Annotated in this window: 16 protein-coding genes; 7 read left to right on the top strand and 9 right to left on the bottom strand. The window is 69.4% G+C overall.

The features are described from left to right. Nucleotides 1-398: 398 nt before the first annotated feature. Nucleotides 399-2,060 (bottom strand): hypothetical protein, encoded by a 1,662-nt coding sequence (locus G6N56_RS11630; protein WP_085256668.1) that lies wholly within the window; start codon nt 2,058-2,060, stop codon nt 399-401. A gap of 11 nt (nt 2,061-2,071) precedes the next feature. Then, nucleotides 2,072-3,937: a putative bifunctional diguanylate cyclase/phosphodiesterase gene (locus G6N56_RS11635; RefSeq protein ID WP_085256667.1), complete on the bottom strand. Its 1,866-nt coding sequence runs from the start codon at nt 3,935-3,937 to the stop codon at nt 2,072-2,074. Nucleotides 3,938-4,227: 290 nt separating this feature from the next. On the opposite strand from G6N56_RS11635, the gene G6N56_RS11640 reads away from it, so the two are divergent. The 4 genes from G6N56_RS11640 to G6N56_RS11655 all read left to right on the top strand — a co-directional run bounded on the left by G6N56_RS11640 (nt 4,228) and on the right by G6N56_RS11655 (nt 8,858). Further along, nucleotides 4,228-5,412, top strand: a complete 1,185-nt coding sequence (locus G6N56_RS11640; RefSeq protein ID WP_085256629.1) for an NAD(P)/FAD-dependent oxidoreductase — start codon at nt 4,228-4,230, stop codon at nt 5,410-5,412. Continuing rightward, nucleotides 5,409-6,308, top strand: coding sequence for an RNA polymerase sigma-70 factor (locus tag G6N56_RS11645; protein WP_085256628.1), 900 nt, complete (start codon nt 5,409-5,411; stop codon nt 6,306-6,308). Before G6N56_RS11640 ends, G6N56_RS11645 begins: the two co-directional genes overlap by 4 nt. 49 nt (nt 6,309-6,357) lie before the next feature. Further along, nucleotides 6,358-7,620: an aminodeoxychorismate synthase component I gene (locus G6N56_RS11650; RefSeq protein WP_085256627.1), complete on the top strand. Its 1,263-nt coding sequence runs from the start codon at nt 6,358-6,360 to the stop codon at nt 7,618-7,620. A 185-nt stretch (nt 7,621-7,805) separates the two neighbouring features. Next, nucleotides 7,806-8,858, top strand: a complete 1,053-nt coding sequence (locus G6N56_RS11655) for a hypothetical protein (protein ID WP_085256626.1) — start codon at nt 7,806-7,808, stop codon at nt 8,856-8,858. 8 nt (nt 8,859-8,866) lie between these two features. On the opposite strand, the gene rsmI is transcribed toward G6N56_RS11655, so the two are convergent. After that, nucleotides 8,867-9,703 (bottom strand): 16S rRNA (cytidine(1402)-2'-O)-methyltransferase, encoded by an 837-nt coding sequence (gene rsmI, locus G6N56_RS11660; protein ID WP_085256625.1) that lies wholly within the window; start codon nt 9,701-9,703, stop codon nt 8,867-8,869. 24 nt (nt 9,704-9,727) lie between these two features. Here rsmI and G6N56_RS11665 point away from each other — a divergent pair, with 24 nt between their 5' ends. Continuing rightward, a complete protein-coding gene (locus tag G6N56_RS11665) occupies nt 9,728-11,308 on the top strand; it encodes a dolichyl-phosphate-mannose--protein mannosyltransferase (protein ID WP_085256624.1) in 1,581 nt (526 codons plus the stop codon). 119 nt (nt 11,309-11,427) lie between these two features. On the opposite strand, the gene arcA is transcribed toward G6N56_RS11665, so the two are convergent. Then, nucleotides 11,428-12,642 (bottom strand): arginine deiminase, encoded by a 1,215-nt coding sequence (arcA, locus tag G6N56_RS11670; RefSeq protein WP_085256623.1) that lies wholly within the window; start codon nt 12,640-12,642, stop codon nt 11,428-11,430. Between the two features lie 68 nt (nt 12,643-12,710). Between arcA and G6N56_RS11675 the strand changes: the two genes are divergently transcribed. Next, a complete protein-coding gene (locus G6N56_RS11675) occupies nt 12,711-13,307 on the top strand; it encodes an alpha-ketoglutarate-dependent dioxygenase AlkB (RefSeq protein ID WP_180150561.1) in 597 nt (198 codons plus the stop codon). A 12-nt stretch (nt 13,308-13,319) separates the two neighbouring features. Here G6N56_RS11675 and G6N56_RS28410 read toward each other — a convergent pair whose 3' ends face one another. From G6N56_RS28410 to G6N56_RS11685, 3 genes are read right to left on the bottom strand one after another with little or no spacing between them, the layout of a single operon-like run. Next, nucleotides 13,320-13,976 (bottom strand): DUF5642 family protein, encoded by a 657-nt coding sequence (locus G6N56_RS28410; RefSeq protein WP_085256621.1) that lies wholly within the window; start codon nt 13,974-13,976, stop codon nt 13,320-13,322. A gap of 27 nt (nt 13,977-14,003) precedes the next feature. After that, nucleotides 14,004-14,693, bottom strand: coding sequence for a DUF5642 family protein (locus G6N56_RS28415; protein WP_085256666.1), 690 nt, complete (start codon nt 14,691-14,693; stop codon nt 14,004-14,006). Nucleotides 14,694-14,743: 50 nt separating this feature from the next. Continuing rightward, entirely contained in the window at nt 14,744-15,694 is a 951-nt protein-coding gene (locus G6N56_RS11685) for an acetyltransferase Pat (RefSeq protein ID WP_142280677.1), read from the bottom strand. A 539-nt stretch (nt 15,695-16,233) separates the two neighbouring features. On the opposite strand from G6N56_RS11685, the gene G6N56_RS11690 reads away from it, so the two are divergent. Then, on the top strand, nt 16,234-16,974 hold the full coding sequence (locus G6N56_RS11690; RefSeq protein ID WP_085256619.1) for a class I SAM-dependent methyltransferase: 741 nt from the start codon (nt 16,234-16,236) through the stop codon (nt 16,972-16,974). A gap of 5 nt (nt 16,975-16,979) precedes the next feature. Here the strand turns inward: G6N56_RS11690 and G6N56_RS11695 are convergent, their stop codons facing one another. Further along, nucleotides 16,980-17,231 (bottom strand): hypothetical protein, encoded by a 252-nt coding sequence (locus tag G6N56_RS11695; protein ID WP_085256618.1) that lies wholly within the window; start codon nt 17,229-17,231, stop codon nt 16,980-16,982. Between the two features lie 277 nt (nt 17,232-17,508). After that, nucleotides 17,509-18,633: a M42 family metallopeptidase gene (locus G6N56_RS11700; protein ID WP_085256617.1), complete on the bottom strand. Its 1,125-nt coding sequence runs from the start codon at nt 18,631-18,633 to the stop codon at nt 17,509-17,511. Nucleotides 18,634-18,661: the final 28 nt, after the last annotated feature.

The raw sequence follows: 18,661 nt of genomic DNA on the forward strand, positions 1-18,661 counted from the left end.
CGTCAACAATGTCTTTCTTTAAGCGTGGCACAAACATTGCGACCGATCAGCCATTTCAGGGAGAGCCCCTCGGACGTTCCCCGGCAGGCAAATAGTCCGCGTACAAGGTTATCAGCACCCACATGCCACTCGGCGTGACTTAACCCGGCCCGTTGCCGATACCTGTTGTGCGCGTTCTGCCTTGGACTCAAACTAACAGTTTGCGTACTGCGGGGATTAGCTCCTGGCAGTTTGCCAGTAAACCCCCGGTCGGAGCTCCGGGAAGACCGAAGCAGTCAGGAGAGCCATAGCGTTTCATCCGCCGGCGGGGCCACCGCGCGCTGGATGGCAACCGTCGAACCATGCGCAGGGTGGGTCCTACTCCCCTCGTTGGCGCTGCGATCGGGCCCCGTAGTGGCTCATTGGTTTTGGCCCGAATCACTCGGAATATCCAGGGTGGCAATGGGATACGAGCCCGATCCGTCGCGGCCGTCACGGGCCAGCGCCATGGGCGCGTAATTCACCACGCGTGAGGCGCCGGGCTTGTGCTGTTGCCAGTCCACGGCCGCCCGCAGCGTGTAGTGCCCGGGCGCCAGCCCGGTGATGTCGACGTGCACGGACTCCGTCGTCGACTCCGGAACCGCCTCGTCGCGCGATTGGCTGGAGTCGTCGTGGACCAGCGTCCGGAGATTGACCGAGGCGGGCACGCTCCGGACCACGGCGCCCGAGAAATCCACCAGCCGGTAGCCGGGCGCCCAGTGCTCGGTCGCCGCCGCCGAGCCGTAGTTGGTCCACACGACGGAGATCGCCGCGGTCGAGCCCTGGATCGATTGCGACCCCGGTTTCGCCTCCGCCGAGTAGCGATAGCCGGCGAAGATATTGGCGTGGGACCACAGCGAATACAGCTTCGGATCCATCGCCGAACCCGCATCGCGGTCCGGGAAGCCGGTGCTCGACGTCATCGAGACGTGATACCGGATGACGTCGTGTAGGCCCTTTTCGTAGTAGACCCGGGGATCGGTTCCGTCGGGCGGCCGGCACCATGCAGTGATCACCGGCGCCGACGACAATCGCTGTTTGATCGCGTTGACGACGGGATCGTTGAACCGCACGAAGTGCGAGTCCGCGGATTCCGCCCATGTGGGCAGCGGCGCCTGGACCCCCAGGCAGTCCGCGCGGATTCCCACCGGGGCGGACAGCCGGGTGGTCACATCGTCGGCGAGCAACTCACGCACGATCTCCGGATTCTGCGGCGTGACCACCAACTGCGTATGGGGAAAAGCGCCCACGTTGGCCGCGACGAGCTGACGGATGGAAGCGATGGTGATGCTCTGGTCGCGGAACTGGCTGTAGTAGCCGAGCTTGGCGACGCTGTCGTCGGGTGCGGCGCCCGGCGCGCCCAACACGTCGCGGAGGTACTCGATCTGGTTTTCGCTCGAATCGCCGTAACCGGAGAACTCGAACACGCTGAGCCGCTCGTCGCCGTCGTAGCGGCGGCCGAGCGCGGCCAGCAGCTGGCCGAAACCGTTGAGATAGGCGGAGTCATTCCAATTCGGAACGACCTGCGTGACGGCCGGGGCGCGGCCGTTGGGCGGCGCGGGATAGGCGGAGGTGGCCGGCCGCATCCAGTCGGGGACCGCGATGTTCGTGTCGTCGGAGCGGGAGTCACGGGAGCTGTAGGCGTATACGCGAAGCGTCAGCCGCATGTTGCGGTCCGCCAGCTTCGTCAGCGCGTCGTCGATCACACCGAAGTCGAACCTGCGATCGTCCGGGGCGTCCGGGGGCAGCGTGCGGGGGTCGGTCGGCTGCAGCTGCCGCCACGAGACGCGGAGGCTGGCATCGTCGGACGCGGGCCAAGCCGGGTACCGCTGCTGCGCCGCGTTACCTTGCGGGAAAAGTGGATCCAGCGAGTCCTCGTACTGGCCGCGCAGCGGATTGGGTATTTCCTGCGCCGTGGGCGGGATGGCCGGGAAGACCATCGCCGACAGCGGCCCGGGATTCGCGTGGCCGCCGCATCCGCTCAACACCACAGCCTGCAGCAAGGCAGCCAGCAGCGCGGTTTTCCTCAATAGGCGGGGCATCGTCACCGGGACTAGATCGCACCTGACGGCAACGCCTCGCGGTCAGCGAGGAACGGCATCGGCATCCAACGCGCGGCGAGCAGAGCTTCCATGGCGTCGCCGGGCACGGGCCGGGACAACAGGAATCCTTGCGCCCGGTGACACCCGTGTTGCATCAAAGTCATTGCGGCGGAGGGGGTTTCGACCCCTTCTGCGACCAGTTGCAGGCCGAACGCCTCGGCGAGGCCGATGATCGCCCGGACGATGGCCAAATCACTGGCGTTGTTCCCCAGGTCGCGCACGAAGCCGGAGTCGATCTTCAGCGTGTCGACCGGCAGCGACTTCAGATGCGACAGGACCGCATACCCGGTGCCGAAGTCGTCGATGGCGAGCTGGACCCCGACGTCCTTGAGCTCTCCCAACGTCTTCCGTGTGGTATCGATGTCGTGTACCACGGCGCGCTCGGTGATCTCCAGGCAGACCGACCCGGCGTCGATGCCGAACTCGTCGATGGTGGCGGCGACGCTGTGGACGAAGCCCCGGGTGATGAGCTGCACGGGTGACACGTTGATCCGCAGGGTGGCACCTAGACCCACGCCGTTGGATCGCCAGCGGCTGAACTCGGCGCAGGCGCTGCGCATCACCCACCGGCCCAGCTCCCCGGCGAGGTTGGTCGACTCGGCCACCCCGATGAACGAATCCGGCAGCAGCAGCCCCCAGATCGGGTGCCGCCAACGGACGAGCGCTTCGGCCGCCACCACCGCGCCGGTCCACAGGTCCACCTCGGGCAGATAGTGCAGCAGCAGCGCCTCACTGTCGATGTCGCCCTGCAGATGCAGCTCGATGTCGTTGCGGAAGGCACTCTTGAGCGACATGTCGTCGGTGGACGTCGCGACCTGGTTGCCGCCGGCGCGCTTGGCGGTCAGGACTGCCTCGTCGGCCCGGCGCAACACGTCGGTGCTGTTGTCTCGCCCCGGCATGCCGACCGTCAGCCCGATGCTCACGGTGCGCGTGATCATATGGCCGCCGATGGCCAGCCGCTCGCGCAGCATCGTCCCCAGCCGCCGGGCGAACGACTCCGCCGTCGCGGTCGACATGGACTGGTCCGGGACCACGACGAACTCGTCACCGCCCAGCCGGGCGATCATGCTCTCGCTCCCGGCGCACGTCCGAATGCGTTGCGCGAACACCCGGATGAACCAGTCGCCGGCGGTGTGACCGAGGTAATCGTTGATCGGCTTGAGCCGATCCAGGTCCAGGTAGAGGACGGCGACCGGTCCGGGATTGCCCGGGGCGAGCCGCTCGGTCAGGTGCGCCACCAGCGCCCGCCTGTTGTGCAGGCCGGTCAGGTCGTCATGCTCGGCCAGGTAGCGCAGCTTTTCCTCGGCCGCGATGCGCGCCTGCAGCTGGGCGAACAAGGCGGCGACGACTTCGAGCGTGTTGATCTCTTCCTGCTTCCACCTCCGCGCGCCGGTCTTGACGAAGCCCAGCACGCCCGTGGTCACCTCACCGGAGACCAGCGGTGCGGCCGCGACCGAGCGAGGGGTCACCCCCCTGCCCTTGCCCATCCAGCGCAGGAGGGGCCGGTGCGGCTGATCGGACCGGATGATCACCGGTTTTCTTCCGTGCTCACACTCGGCGAGCACCGGGTCGGCGCTGGTGAAGTGGACTACGGCCAACGGGTCCGGATCGGGGAGGTCCTCGCGCGGCGGCCACTCGGCGACGAGGACCGACGCCCGGATGTCGTGGTCATGGTGGCGCAGAAAACTCGCGTCCAGATCGAATTGCTCGACCAGTTGCGCCAGGACCCGTTCACTCACCCGCGTGGCGGTCGCTCCGGTGGCTTCCATGAGCTGGGTGGCCACGGAGGTGACGACGAGATCCAGGCTGCGCGGCACGGGCTCCTCCCAGGTGGGCCACATGTCCCGGCTGGGCGCCCGGCCCAATCAGGCGGATGGTCGTCTTCTCGGTCTTTCGCGAATGTCCGGCGGGCAGTCCTCGCCGGGGACACGCCCCCGAACCGGTGTAGCGCAGCGTAGCATCCACCGTCCCGCGCGGTGGACTGCAAGAGGATCACCCCGAACCCGCACGGCGCAGTGAGACGGATCACAGTCGCCTCCGCTGTTGTCACGCTCGCGGGGCGCGCGGTGTCTCAAGGGCACACACCCCAAGAGAGTAGGAGAGAGCTATGACCGAGGTGGCCCCGAGAACTCACGTCATCGTCGTCGGCGGGGGATACGCCGGAACCCTGGCCGCCAACCGGCTGCGGCAGAATCCGGACATCGACATCACGCTGGTGAACCCTCGGCCAGTGTTCGTCGAGCGAATTCGCCTGCACCAGTTGGCCTCCGACACCGGTGCCGCTACGGCCGACTTCGGCTCGCTGCTCGGCGACGGGATCCGGCTGGTGGTCGACACGGTCGCCCGCGTCGCGGCCGGCGACCGGCGGATCGTGCTCGGCTCGGGCACCGAGCTGCATTACGACTACCTCATCTACGCCGTCGGCAGCACCGGCGTCGTGCCGCCGGCGGTCCCCGGTGCGGCCGAATTCGCCTATTCCGTGGCGGATCTCGAGAGCGCGCAGCGGCTGCGCAGCGCCCTGACGGACCTGCCGTCAAGCACGCCCGTCGCCGTGGTCGGCGGCGGGCTGACCGGCATCGAAACGGCCGCCGAGCTGGCCGATCGGGGCCGCCTGGTGACCCTGGTTTGCGGGGATACCCTCGGCCCGTCCTTGAGCGACCGGGGCCGGCGCTCGGTGGCCAAGCGTCTGCGCCGGCTCGGCGTTAACGTCCTCGAGTCCGTCAGCGCTGGCGAAGTCCGCTGGGACGCGGTCGTGCTCGGCGACGGGTCCGTGCTGCCCGCCGCGGTCACCGTGTGGACGGCCGGGTTCGCGGTGCCCGACCTGGCCGCCCGCAGCGGGCTGCGGACCGACGCCATCGGTCGGCTGCTCACCGACGAGACGCTCACCTGCATCGACGACGATCGGATCGTCGCCGCGGGTGACGCGGCCGCGCCGTCGGGCCGACCGCTCCGGATGAGCTGCCAGGCCGCCGGGCCGCTGGGCGCCCAGGCCGCCAACACCGTGCTCAGCCGCATCGCCGGAGGGACGCCGGCGCCCCTGAACCAGGCGTTCGTCGGCCAGTGCATCAGCCTGGGCAGATCGGACGCCGCTTACCAACTGGCCCACACCGACGACACCCCGATGAACCTTGTTCTGGGCGGACGCGTCGCGGCCTCGCTCAAAGAGACGATCTGCAAGGGCACCGTCTGGTCCATTCGGCGGGAGGCGGCCAAACCGGGCTCGTACTTCTGGCTCAAAGGAGGCAACCGGCCCGCGCCCGAGCCGGCCGACCGGCGGGTCGCCCTCCGATGAAGCCGGCCGGCGACGAACACGCCCAACGGTTCACCGTATTGCGGCCGCTGCTGTTCACCATCGCCTACGAAATCCTGGGCTCGGCGACCGAGGCCGACGACGTGCTGCAGGACAGTTACCTGCGCTGGTCGGCCGTCGAGCTGGCGTCGGTGCGCGACACCAAGTCCTACCTGGCCCAGCTCGTCACCCGTCAGGCGCTCAACGCGCTGCGGGCCGATGCCCGCCGCCGCGAGGAGTACGTCGGGCCATGGCTGCCCGAGCCACTGCTCCTCGACGAGCAGGACCTGTCGGCCGATGTCGTTCTCGCGGAATCGGTATCGATGGCGATGCTCGTCCTGCTGGAGACGCTCAGCCCCGACGAACGGGCGGTGTTCGTCCTGCGCGAGGTGTTCGGCTTCGATTACGGCGAGATCGCAGACGCGGTTGGCAAGCCGGCACCGACCGTGCGGCAGGTCGCGCACCGGGCCCGCGAGCATGTGCGGGCCCGGCGCAAGAGATTCGACGCGACGGACCCGCAACGCAATGCCGAAATCACCGCGCGTTTCCTACGTACCGCCGCGGACGGTGACGTGGAGGCGTTGATGGCGATGCTCGCCCCGGACGCCACCTGGACGGCCGACAGCGGCGGCAAGGTCAGCGCCGCCCGCAGGCCCGTCGTCGGCGCCGCACGGGTGGCCGCCGCCGTCACCGGGCTGCTGCGCAAGGCCGGGTCGAACCTGCGCCTGAAGACGGTGACCTGCAACAGCGCACCGGCGGTCCTGTTCATCCTCGACGGGCGCCTCGAGGGGGTGGTCACGGTCGAGGTCGTCGACGACAAGATCACCAACTTCTATGTGACGCGCAACCCGGACAAGCTGACCAACCTGGTGGCGGCGCGCGAGATCAGCCGCCGCTGAAGTCGGCCGCCCAGCGTGCGGAAATCCCGTGCTCTGTCAAGCTGGGGCAGTGCGAATCGACCGGCTTGGTGACCTCGGCGCCGCTCCCGCGGTGCTGCGAGCCGTCGGCGATGCGACCGGCCGGCTCGGACTCCCGCCGCCGGCCGCGCTGACCGGCGAGTGGTTCGGCGCGCTGGCGGTGATCGCCCCGAGCCTTGCGGTGCGGCCGGTGGGCGTCGACGACGTTTTCGCCGTCGCGCCGGGCCCGGCTGAGATGACCTCGCGCCACGCCGGCGCCGTGGGGGGCGGCTGGCTGGGCTACCTCTCCTACCCGGATCCGGGCGCGGACGGGCGGTCCGCCCGGATTCCCGAAGCCGCCGGCGGTTGGAGCGACTGCGTACTGCGCCGCGACGCGGCCGGGGACTGGTGGTACGAAAGCCTGTCCGGTGCGCCGATGCCGGGCTGGCTCAGCTCCGCGCTCGCGGCCGGGCCGGCGCCGGGGCGCGAATGCCGGATCGACTGGGGCGCCGCCGATCGCGCGGCCCACCGCGCCGGAGTCCTCGCGTGCCTCGAGGCGATCGGGGCCGGCGAGGTCTATCAGACCTGCGTGTGCACCCAACTCACCGGGACCGCCACCGGGGACCCGCTCGATTTCTTCGCCGATGGTGTCGCGCGGACCTCCCCTTCCCGGGCCGCCTACCTGGCCGGATCCTGGGGCGCCGTGGCGTCACTGTCCCCGGAACTCTTCCTGCGGCGCCGCGGCGAGGTCGTGACCTCCAGCCCGATCAAGGGCACGTTGCCGCTGGACGCCTGGCCGTCGGCGCTGCGGGCCTCGGCGAAGGACGTCGCGGAAAACATCATGATCGTGGACCTGGTACGCAACGACCTGGGACGGGTCGCGATCACCGGCACGGTCACCGTGCCCGAGCTGTTGGTGGTGCGGCGGGCGCCCGGCGTCTGGCATCTGGTGTCGACCGTGTCGGCGCACGTTCCTGTCGAGCTGCCGACGTCGGCGCTGCTCAACGCCACTTTCCCGCCGGCGTCGGTCACCGGGACGCCCAAGATGAGGGCGCGCCAACTGATCTCGCAGTGGGAGCCGAATCGGCGCGGGGTCTATTGCGGCACGATCGGTTTGGCGTCCCCGGTGGCAGGATGCGAACTGAACGTCGCTATCCGCACCATCGAGTTCGACACCGCCGGTAAAGCCGTGCTGGGTGTGGGCGGCGGGATCACCGCCGACTCCGATCCCGACGCCGAGTGGGACGAGTGCCTGCACAAGGCGTCCCCGATCGTCGGGGCGAGGTGCATCGCGACCGTGGCCTCACCCGGTTGACGGGATGTTTTCGATCAGATCGCCGCGCGGCAACCTCGGCGTCATTTGAGCTGGCCAGCGACCGGAATAGCGCCGATTCGGACTGCCGGATTCCGGCATAACGGCCGCATCACCGCCAGGTTGCGCTTAAGCTCTGACCATTGACCCGTGCCGATCGCGAGTCAACTGCAAGAGGGGGCCCAGTCATGAGAATCGCTCTCCTTGGCGCCGCGGCATCCGCCCTGGTCGGTGGAACGCTGGCGGTCACGCCGCTGACCTCGGTCAGTACGCCGATCCAGGCCAGCGGAGCGTGCGGTGGTGCAAAGTGCGAGCGGGTGGCTTCCGTCCTCATGCCCGAGACGCCGAAGCCGTCCGGCGACCTGGTGTCGCCGGCGCCGACACCGTTCACCCCGGCGGCCAACGTGACGCCCCCCGAGCCCGCCACGCCCGGTGGCCCCTCGGCCGGCGTTGCCGCCGGCCCCAGCTTCGTCGGCGGTGGGGGCGGCGGGGCGCCCGCCGCGGGCGGACCCACGGACCTGGGCGGCCTGCCGGATCCCGGCCTGCTGGGCCTGCCCGACGCCGGCGCCCTCGGCATGCTCGACCCGAATATGCTCCTGCCCGGCCTGGCCGGCGTCGCCGGCATCCCCACCGGTGCGAACGCGGCATTCTCGATCGTCAACGGCGTCGTCGGCGTGGGCGGCACGCTCATCGGCGTGGCGAGCGGCGCCGTCGGCACGGTAACCAGCGCCGCCATCGCGATCGCCTACCTGCAACAGATTGGGTTCCTGCCGCGGAACCTCGGCGTGAGCCTGCCTACGGTCCCCGGGGTGGGCCTGCCCGGCCTGTCGGGGGTGGGCATGCCCGCGCTGGCCGCAGCCGCGGCCATGCCCGGCCTGCCTGCGGTGGGTCTCCCCGCGGTCGGTTTGCCCGCCCTGCCCGCGGTCGGCCTGCCCGGTGTCCCGGCGGTTGGCCTGCCCGCATTGCCGGGCGTGGGTCTTCCCGGCCTTCCCGGCTTGCCGGGTCTGCCCGGCCTGCCGGGAGTTCCGGGGTTGCCGGGTATCGATCCCACGATCCTGGCGGCGGCGGCCCTCCCGATGATCGCGTCCGGCGCCCCGGGTCTGCCGGCGCTGCCCCCGCCCCCCGCACTGCCGGCTATCCCGGTCGGGCTTCCGGCGTTGCCACCGCCGCCCGCGCTACCGGCTTTGCCGCCGCCGGCGCTCCCGTCGCTGCCGAACCCGCTGAACCTTCCCCACTTCTGAACCGGCGCTCACTCGCGGCGTGACTGCAAAATCGCGTCGTAGAGCTGTCGCGACCGAATGCCGGGATGCGCCGCGGCGACCTCGCCGCAGGCGTCCTTGACGCGAGCCCCCGCGGCCACCAGGGTCTCCACCTGCGCCACCAGGGACGGCACGTCCGCGCGCGGCGTCGCGCCGGCCAGCACCACCGTGATCTCCCCGAGCACGCCGTCGGCCGCCCAGGCCGCGAGCTCGTCGAGCGAACCGCGCACCACCTCCTCGTGCACCTTGGTCAGCTCCCGGCACACCGCCGCCCGGCGCGTCCCGCCGAGTTCCTCGACGGCGTCGCGCAGGCATGCGTCCAACCGGCGCGGCGATTCGAAGAAGACGCACGTCCGGGGCTCGTCGACCAGCGAGGCCAGCCACGCCCGGCGCGCGGACTTCTTGCGCGGGGCGAACCCCTCGAAACAAAACCGGTCCGACGGCATGCCGGAAACGGCCAGCGCCGTCGTCACCGCGGACGGCCCCGGCAGGCATTGGACCGGCAGGCCGGCATTCGCGCAGGCCGCGACCAGTCGGTAGCCCGGGTCGCTGATCAGCGGCATCCCGGCATCGCTGACCACCAGCACGGTCGCACCCGTGCGGACCGCCTCGACCAGGGGGGCCACCCGCTCGGCCTCGACGCTGTCGAACAGGCTGACCACCCGGCCCGAGATCCGCACTTCCAGCGCCTTGGCCAGCGTTCGGACGCGGCGGGTGTCCTCAGCGGCCACCACATCGGCACGGGCGAGGGCGTCGACGAGACGCGGCGACGCGTCCAGCGGCTGGCCCAACGGGGTCGCGCCCAGCAATAGGCGACCGGAGGTCATGACGGACAGCCTACGATCGACGTGATGACCGCCCCGCCCAGCGAAACCTCCGTGCACGCGGAGGATGCCGTCGCGGAGCGCGTCGTGCCCGTCGTCAGTCCCGGGCCGCTGGTCCCGGTGGCGGATTTCGGGCCCACCGATACCATCCGCGGCTGGGTGGTCACGGGTGTGATCACCCTGCTGGCCACGGTGACCCGTTTCCTCAACCTCGGCTCCCCCACCGACGCCGGCACCCCGATTTTCGACGAGAAGCACTACGCGCCCCAGGCCTGGCAGGTGCTGCACAACCACGGAGTCGAGGACAACCCCGGTTTCGGTCTGGTCGTGCATCCCCCGGTGGGGAAGCAATTGATCGCGCTCGGGGAGGCGGTCTTCGGCTACGACGGTGTGGGGTGGCGGTTCACCGGTGCCTTGCTGGGCGTGGTCATGGTGACGCTGGTGATGCGCATCGTGCGGCGGATCAGCCGCTCGACGCTGGTCGGCGCGATCGCCGGCGTGCTGGTGATCTGTGACGGGGTGAGCTTTGTTGCCGCCCGGACCGCCTTGCTCGACGGCATCCTCACCTTCTTTGTGGTCGCCGCATTCGGGGCGCTGATCGTCGACCGGGATCAGGTCCGCCGGCGGATGCACGTCGCGCTCATGGCGGGCCGCAACGCCGAAACCGTCTGGGGCCCGCGGCTGGGTGTGCGTTGGTGGCGTTTCCTGGCGGGCATCCTTCTCGGATTGGCTTGTGGCACCAAATGGTCCGGGCTCTACTTCATAGTGTTCTTCGGCGCCATGTCGTTGGCGTTCGACGCCGCGGCGCGGCGCCAGTACCAGGTGACCAGGCCGTGGCTGGGGGTGCTGCGGCGCGACTTCGTCCCCACCGCGTACGCGCTGGCCCTGATCCCGTTCGGGGTCTACCTGGCCAGCTACGCGCCATGGTTCGCCTCCGAGACGGCCATCGACCGGCACGAGGTGGGCCAGTCCATCGGGCCCCACTCCGTGGTCCCCTTGCCGGACGCCATTCGCTCGTTGTGGCATTACACCGCCAAGGCGTTCGAATTCCACGCGGGACTGACGAATTCCGCCGGCAACTACCACCCGTGGGAATCCAAGCCGTGGAGCTGGCCGATGTCGTTGCGGCCCGTCCTCTACGCCATCGATCAGCAGAACGTGCCGGGGTGCGGTGCGCAGTCGTGCGTCAAAGCGGAGATGATGGTCGGCACCCCCGCCATGTGGTGGCTGGCGGTGCCGGTGCTGGTGTATGCGGCCTGGCGGACGCTGGTGCGCCGCGACTGGCGCTACGCGGCAGTGCTGACCGGATATTGCGCCGGGTGGTTACCGTGGTTCGCCGACATCGACCGGCAGATGTACTTCTTCTATGCGGCGACGATGGCGCCGTTCCTCACGATGGCCATCGCGTTGATCTGCGGCGACATCTTGTATTCCGGGGGCCCGCGGCTCGCTCAGAACTCCGAGCGGCGCACGCTCGGGCTGATCGCCGTCTGCTGCTATGTGGCTCTGGTGGTCACCAACTTCGCGTGGCTCTTTCCGGTGCTCACCGGCCTTCCCATCTCCCAGGAGACGTGGAACATGGAGATCTGGCTGCCCAGCTGGCGCTGAGTGTGCCGTTTTCGTTTGAGTACCTCGCGCCTGCCCGTCTGGTGCGTCTCGTGCGTCACGCGTCTCGCGCGACGCGCGACGCGCGACGCGCCGAAATTGCCGCCAAAGCGCCACAGCCATTAAGGCAAGGGATCGCGCGCGACCGGGCAGGACATACACCGGGGGCCGCCACGACCGGTGCCCAGTTCCGAGCCGGCGATGGTCAGCACCTCGATACCGGCCTCCTCGAGGCGAGTGTTGGTCTGCACATTGCGCTCGTAGGCGACCACGACCCCGGGTGCCAGCGCCAGCGTGTTGTTCCCGTCGTCCCACTGCTCACGCTCGGCGATGACGGGGTCCAGACCGGTGTCGATGACCCGCAGCTTGTCAATGCGCATCGCTTTGGCCGCGGCCTCGAGGAAGGGGGCTTCGTCGCTGATGGTCACGCCGGTCGGCGTCCGCTCGATGGTGAACGCCGTCAGCGTGTCGACGACGTTCGCGTACATCACCACGGCATCCGTGTCGACCATCGTGCAGACCGTGTCGAGGTGCATCTGCGCGCGCCGCTGGGCGATCGGCACCGCGAGCACCGTGTGCGCCAAGTCGTCGTCAAAAAGGCTGCGCGCCAACGCCTCCGCACCGGCGGGCGTGGTTCGCTCCCCGACCCCGACCGCGATCACGCCGGGTGCGAGCAGCAGCACGTCACCGCCTTCGACGGGCGCGGTGCGCGATTCGTAGGCGCGCCGCACGCCGGTGAACCGGGGATGGTGGGCGTAGATGAGGTCGGTCAGCGACGCCTCGCGGGCGCGCGCCCGCAGAGCCAGCGTCGGGATCACCACGCGCGGCCCGATCCAGATCGACGAGTCGCGGGTGAACACCAGGTTGGGTAGGGGTTCGATGACGAAATCGCCCCCGTGGTGCATCCGAAGCACCAGCGAGACCTCGGTCCGGGCGCCCTGGGGCAGCTCGTTGAACGTCATCCCCGCCATGAGCACCTGCGCCAGCCGGACCGGGTCCAGACTTCGCAAGTAGGTCGAAAGCTCTTGCGCCAGCGGCATTCCCAGTCGACGTGCATCCACAGCGGCGGCCACGCCCTGCATCCGCGCGGCCCCGCTGTGGTTGAGCGCCTCGGTCAGCAGATCCGAGAACAACAGCACCTCGACGCCGCGCGAACGCAGCAGCGCGGCGAACCGGTCATGCTCTTCTTGTGCCCGCGCCACCCATGGCAGCCCGTCGAACAGCAGTTGGTCGACGTTGCGCGGGTGGAGTCGTCGCAACTCCGCCCCGGGGCGGTGCACGATGACCCCGCGCAGCGTGCCCACTTCGGAATTGGTGCCCAGTTCGACATGACCCACACAAGAAACGGTAGCCGCTCACCCCACGCGCCCCGACGATCGAACGGGTGTGCGATAAACTGGGCGGTGTGGAGATCGCGGTCCAGGGCTCCCTGTTTCAGCACACGGAGCGCCGGCAGCTCGGAGACGGCGCCTTCATCGAGATGCGCGCCGGCTGGCTGACCGACGCCGACGAGTTCCTCGAAGCTCTGCTGTCGACGGTGCCGTGGCGGACCGAGCGCCGCGAAATGTACGACCGGGTGGTTGACGTGCCCCGGCTGGTCAGCTTTCACGACCTGACCGTCGAAGAATCGCCGCATCCCATGCTGGCGCGCCTGCGCCGCCGGCTCAACGACATCTATGCGGGCGAGCTCGGCGAGCCCTTCACCACGGTCGGGCTGTGTTGCTACCGTGACGGCTCGGACAGCGTCGCCTGGCACGGTGACACCATCGGCCGCGGCAGCACCGAGGACACCATGGTCGCGATCGTCAGCCTGGGCGCCACCCGGACCTTCGCCATGAGGCGCCGCGGCGGCGGCCCGTCGTTGCGCTTGCCGCAGGCCCACGGCGACCTGCTGGTCATGGGCGGGTCATGCCAACGGACCTGGGAACATTCGGTGCCCAAGACCTCGGCGCCCACGGGTCCGCGCGTTAGCATCCAGTTCCGGCCCCGCGGCGTGCGCTAGCCCGATGGCCCGCTACCCGCGGACCGCGCCGACAGCCTTCACCAGCAGGTCGCGGGCGCGCTGGGTGTCGACCGGAGCGACGGGCTGGTCGGGGACCACCAGCGGATTCGCGATGACGATGACCTGGTAGTCCCCGAATTGGGCGGAATAGTCGTAGAGTTCGCCGGTGCGGGCGCCGCCGGGCACGATCGCCTGCAGCACCCGGTGCACCCCTAGGGTCTGCGTCCCGTCGATGTGTGGCGCGTCCACCACCTCGATGCCGCCGCGCACCCCCGTTCCGGAGAACGCCACCTTCGTGCAGTCCTTCCCGGGATCGTTGAAGGGCAGCGCTTTTGAGGTCTCCACAGCGATGATGACGAAGCGGTTGCCCTTACCTTCGGCGGACACCGCGGCCATGTTGCCCTGCAGGTCCGGCGGCATGTCCGGCCCCACCGCCGCTTTCGCGCAGTTCGCCGGATCGAAGGTGAGCCCGTCGGGCAACCTGCGGGAGGCCAACAGCTTGGGGTCGATCCCACGCTCGGCGATGTCGGTGACCTTGAACTCGGGCCCGAAGCTTGACTTCACGGCGGCAACCTTGCCGATATCCGCCTTCGCCCCGGAATTGTCCGCACCCGATGAGCACCCGGCGAGCGCGCACCCGGACGCGATCGCGAGCAACACCTTCAACACCGGGGCCAATCTACCCAAGGCACCCGCTCACCCGCGCAACGTGGACACCGTTTTCACGAGCAAATCCGCGGCGAACTGCGCCGGCAGCGCCGGCAGCGCCGAACCTGGGTCCGCACTCAGCGTGGTGAACGCGTAATAAGAACCTAGGTAGGCAACGAATGTGTAGATGCGCGAGTCGATTTCGGTTCCAGATTCGACCGACGACTTGATTTCCCCCACCATGCCGACCGTATTGGCGCCATCGACGTGGGGAGCTTCGACAAGGCGCACCGTGGCGGTGTCGCGGCCGGAACTCATAGACCACTGTCCGCATGCGGCGACGACTTCGGGCGCCAGGACCACGGACCCGGGCACGGCTACCACCACCGCGTTAACAATGCCGCCCGGACCCGAGCCGGATACGCCCTGTGCGGACTGGTCTCGGCCGTCACCCGGGTCGGCCAGCAGGGCGCATTGGGGCGGGTCGGCCGTCGCGCCGGCGGCCAGGCTCCAGATGGCCCTCGGCGACACCCCGCTGGGGATGCCGGTGGTCGTCTCGTATCCGGGCGGCAGGTCACCGACGACGCGCCTGATGTTGGCGGGGTTGACCGCGACGCCGTGCGGCGCTGGCGATTTCGTGGATGTGACGGGCGGCCGAGGCGCCGGTGAATGGCTGCATGCGGCCACCGCCGCCGCCAGCACGAGACATGCCGCCGAGGCAAGCCAGGATGGCCGCATCGGGCGTTCATACCACGCGAACCAGGGAACCGGCGCCAAGCGCGCCCGAGTCAGCCGACCGCCTCGATCACCTGACGGGCGACGCGCATGATCTGCTCGGCCGTGTCGCGCCGGAACTTCAGGTCGCTCCTGCGCGGCACATCGATGACGGTGGTGATGACGCCGACGTCCTCGCGCTGCCAGACCGCGCCGTGGCGATCCATGATCGCGCGCATTGGTGCGTTATCGGAAAGCATTCGGGCCGAGAACCTTTCGACTCCGTCGACGCTGGCCGCGATGGACAGGGCGTCGATCAGGAAGGACCCGATCCCGCGCCCCTGGTAGGCATCGGCCACGGTGAAGGCGACCTCGGCAACGGTCGGGTCGGTGTCGTCGCGAACGAAGCGCGCGTCGGCCACGGGGTCGCTTCCGTCGGTCACCACCCAGACGAAGTGATCCACGTAGTCGACCTCGGACAGGTAATGCATCAGCGCCGGCGTGGGCATCCGGGCCGACATGAAACGCCGGTACAGCGTCTCGCTGGAGAAGTGAATGTGTCCGTGCACGGTCCGCTCGCTGTCACCCGGGAGCACCGGGCGCAGCATCAGATGGGTCCCGTCGCGCACCCGGATTGGGATCGGCGTGATGAAGGCGGCGAGACGTTGGCGCACCATGCGGACCAGCCGCGGCATGATCCCGGGGACGTGCGCCAACCGGACGAAGGCGTCGCCGTCGCCGACCCAACCGGTCAGTGGTCCGGCAGTGGTGACCGTCGCGGTCCGCGGGATGTCACGCAGCAGGGCGATCTCCCCGACGATCATGCCGGGCAGGGCCTGTTCGACCACCACCACACCGTCCTCGCCGACGTGGGTGATGGTGGCGGTGCCCGACGAGATGAGCAGGAACGACAGTGCCCGCTCGCCCTGCTGCATCAGCACCTGGCCGCCCTCGGCCCGCAGCGGTTGGACGGCGGATGCCAACGGCGCCAAGTCCTCTGTGGGACATCCCTCGAAGATGTCCATCGCGGCCAGCTCTTCGGCCCGGGCGCCGGTCACTCCGGCCACTGCACCAGCCCGCCGACCGTGCAATTGCGGGACGGGTCCGCGCGTCGCGCTGGCCGCTGTGCCATGAACCGCCCGCCTGCGTTGCCGTCGTATACCGCACCAGCCCCACTGCTGGACGCGGTCGGATGCTGCCCAGGTTATGGCGCATGTTCCGGCCTCGGCAAGCAGCGGCCTGCGGCATGCTCATCGGTTGGAGCGCAGCCCGCGGCTCACCGGATTGCATCATTCGCACCCGAGAACGGGGGACAACGGTTAGGCCACCGCACCCAACAGCCATGGGGCCGAAGAGGAAAGTCGGTCTCCTTCTTCGGCGGAGCCGAGAGTGCCGGACAACGCGGCCGGCGAGGGGATTGCGTCAGTCACACGTGCGGACAGTGATAGGCAGAGGCGCGCGACTGGACGCCCGGCCCAGCGGCCCGCGACCACGGCCCGCGATCCACTAGCCTGCGAAGGTCATCAGCGCACCAGGCGCGGTTTCCTCCGACGAAAGCCGGGACATGAGCCAGGATGCGGTCGAGACCACCCGCGGTCTCCTCACCGAGCCGGCCGTGCTGCGCCACGGCTTCCTCGACGTGCTGGGCGAATCCATGAGCTCTCCGGCACCGACCTTCGCCCAGCGCGCCATGAACAGCCCGTTCGTGGCGACCGTCTACGAGCGGCTGTGGCGCCCGACGTCCTTCTACGTGGCCAGCGGCGTCACCACCGGCGCGGAGCAGCGCCGGGCGGCGTCGGCCCTGCAGGTTTCCACCGCACGACGTCTGCTCGACGTCGCCTGCGGGCCGGGCAACTTCACCCGGCCGCTGGCCGAGCGGCTTCCCCATGGCGGCCTGGCGGTGGGATTCGACATCTCTGAGCCGATGCTGACGCGGGCCGTTCACGACAACAGCGCGCCGCGCATCTGTTATGTCCGCGGCGACGCCCGCAGCCTGCCGTTTGCGGACGCGACATTCGACGCCGTCTGCTGTTTCGGCGCGCTCTACCTCATGCCCGAGCCGTTTCGCGTCGCGCAGGAGATGGTGCGGGTGCTCCGGCCTGGGGGCCGGGTGGCGGTCCTCACCAGCTACACCCCCGACGTGCCACCGGTCCGGTTCGCGCTGGACACCGGCGCCCGCCTGATCGGGCTGACGATGTTCGACCGACACGCCTTTGTCGACCTCTTCTCGTCGGCCGGCCTGGTCGACGTCGCCCAGCAGACGCAGCGCGCCTTGCAGTTCATCGCCGCGGCCAAGCCCGGCTGATGATGTTAGGAGGCGGCCTTGCTGACGCCGAGGATCCGGACGACCGGGGTGCCCGCTTCGCACTCGAAGACCCAGGGTTGGCCGCCGTCCACGGGCTCTGAGGTGAGCGTGAACGTCACCGGGTGACCGGCCCGCTGAGACATCTGCGTGCACTCCACCTGGAACAGCCGGTAGTCGCCGTCGCGGTGAATCGCGAGGGAAAATCCGGGCTCTACGGACTCGACGGGAATTCTTTGCAAGAAGTACTCGGTATGCATGAACCGACAGTAGAAGCGGCGCGACGCGACATTGGTCCCGCCACGCCAGTCTTAATCAATATTCAGGCAGTTTTCCGGCTGGCATCAGTAAATCGGTCGGGATGGCCTCCACGCACGGCTGCGCGCGTCGCGCACTGCGGCGCAACGGTTTCCAACGTGGTGATCCGGTGTGACCAGCATCGCCACATTACTGGTGCGAATTCCTTGACACGCCGAAATCGACTGGTACAGGAGTGCGACCGCGATTCCCCCGGTCCGATTGGGCGGGGCTATTCGACTAAGTCTGGGCGGGCCGCATCGCGAAGTCGACCACGATCGCGGCCATGGCCTCGATCGCGCCGCGGGCCACCACCTCGTAACCGTGGGTGCTCAGGGTGGGCAGGCACAGCAGTCCCGCGCGCGGCGTCAGCCCGCCGGCCTTCGAGTGCGACGCGTCCGACTCGAAGGCGCCCAACACTGCTGCCTGCGGGGACAATCCCCGGTCGGCGGCGATTCGCATCAGCCGATCCGCGACGTCCTTGTCGTAGACGCTCAGGGCGTCGCTGTAGCCGACGATCGGCCCGCCGCTGACGGTGGTCGCGTACTCCTGCTCGGTGGGCCCGACCTCGAGGGCGAGGGTCAGCGTTCCGGGCAGGGTGGCGCTGGCATAGGTGCCTCCCACGCCGCCGATCTCCTCGTTGGTGGTGAACGCGAAGTAGACGTCCTCGGCGGGGCGCTGCCCGCCCTCGCGCAGCGCCCTGGCGGCGCACAGCAGCGCGGTGACCGCGGCGCGGTCGTCCAGGAAGTAGCAGCCGAGGTAGTCGCCGATCTCGACCAACGACCGCTTGCTGCGGTCGACGCACACCCGGGTGCCGGGCCGCACCCCGGCGGCGTCCAGCTCTTCCCGAGTGCGCCCGGTGAAGACGTAGACGTGATTCCAGTCGAGCGCCTTATCCCCTTGATCGGGCTTGGTCTGCCAGATGCGCTGGCTCTCCTGGGTGGTGTGCTCCGAGCCCAGCGTGAGCACCGCGGTGAGTGTCTCGTGATCCCCGAGCACGGCGACCGGGCCCAGTCCGAAGTTTCCCGGGTACATGGTGCCCAGCTGCGTCAGGTGCAGGGTGCCGTCGGGCTCGACCCGCTTGACCAGCATGGACAGCTCGTCCATGTGCGCCATGACCCGCGTCGCGGCGCCCAACCCCGGCGTGACCGTCGACCGGTGGTGTTGGCCGGCCGTCATCGCGGATTCGTCGGCGGCGACGTATCCGATCAGGTTTCCCGCGGCGTCGACCCACATGTCGTCGACGAGGGGTTCGAGCTCCCGCGCGCACACCGCACGAACCGCGTCCTCCTGGCCGCACGGCCCGTAGCTCCGCAGCAGTTCCTGCAGCAGCGCCTCGGTGGAGTCGTCATCGCGGTGCGCCATCAGGCCCCTTCCGTGGTCAGTTTCTCCG

This window comes from Mycobacterium saskatchewanense (genome assembly GCF_010729105.1).
Classification (GTDB): Bacteria; Actinomycetota; Actinomycetes; order Mycobacteriales; family Mycobacteriaceae; genus Mycobacterium; species Mycobacterium saskatchewanense.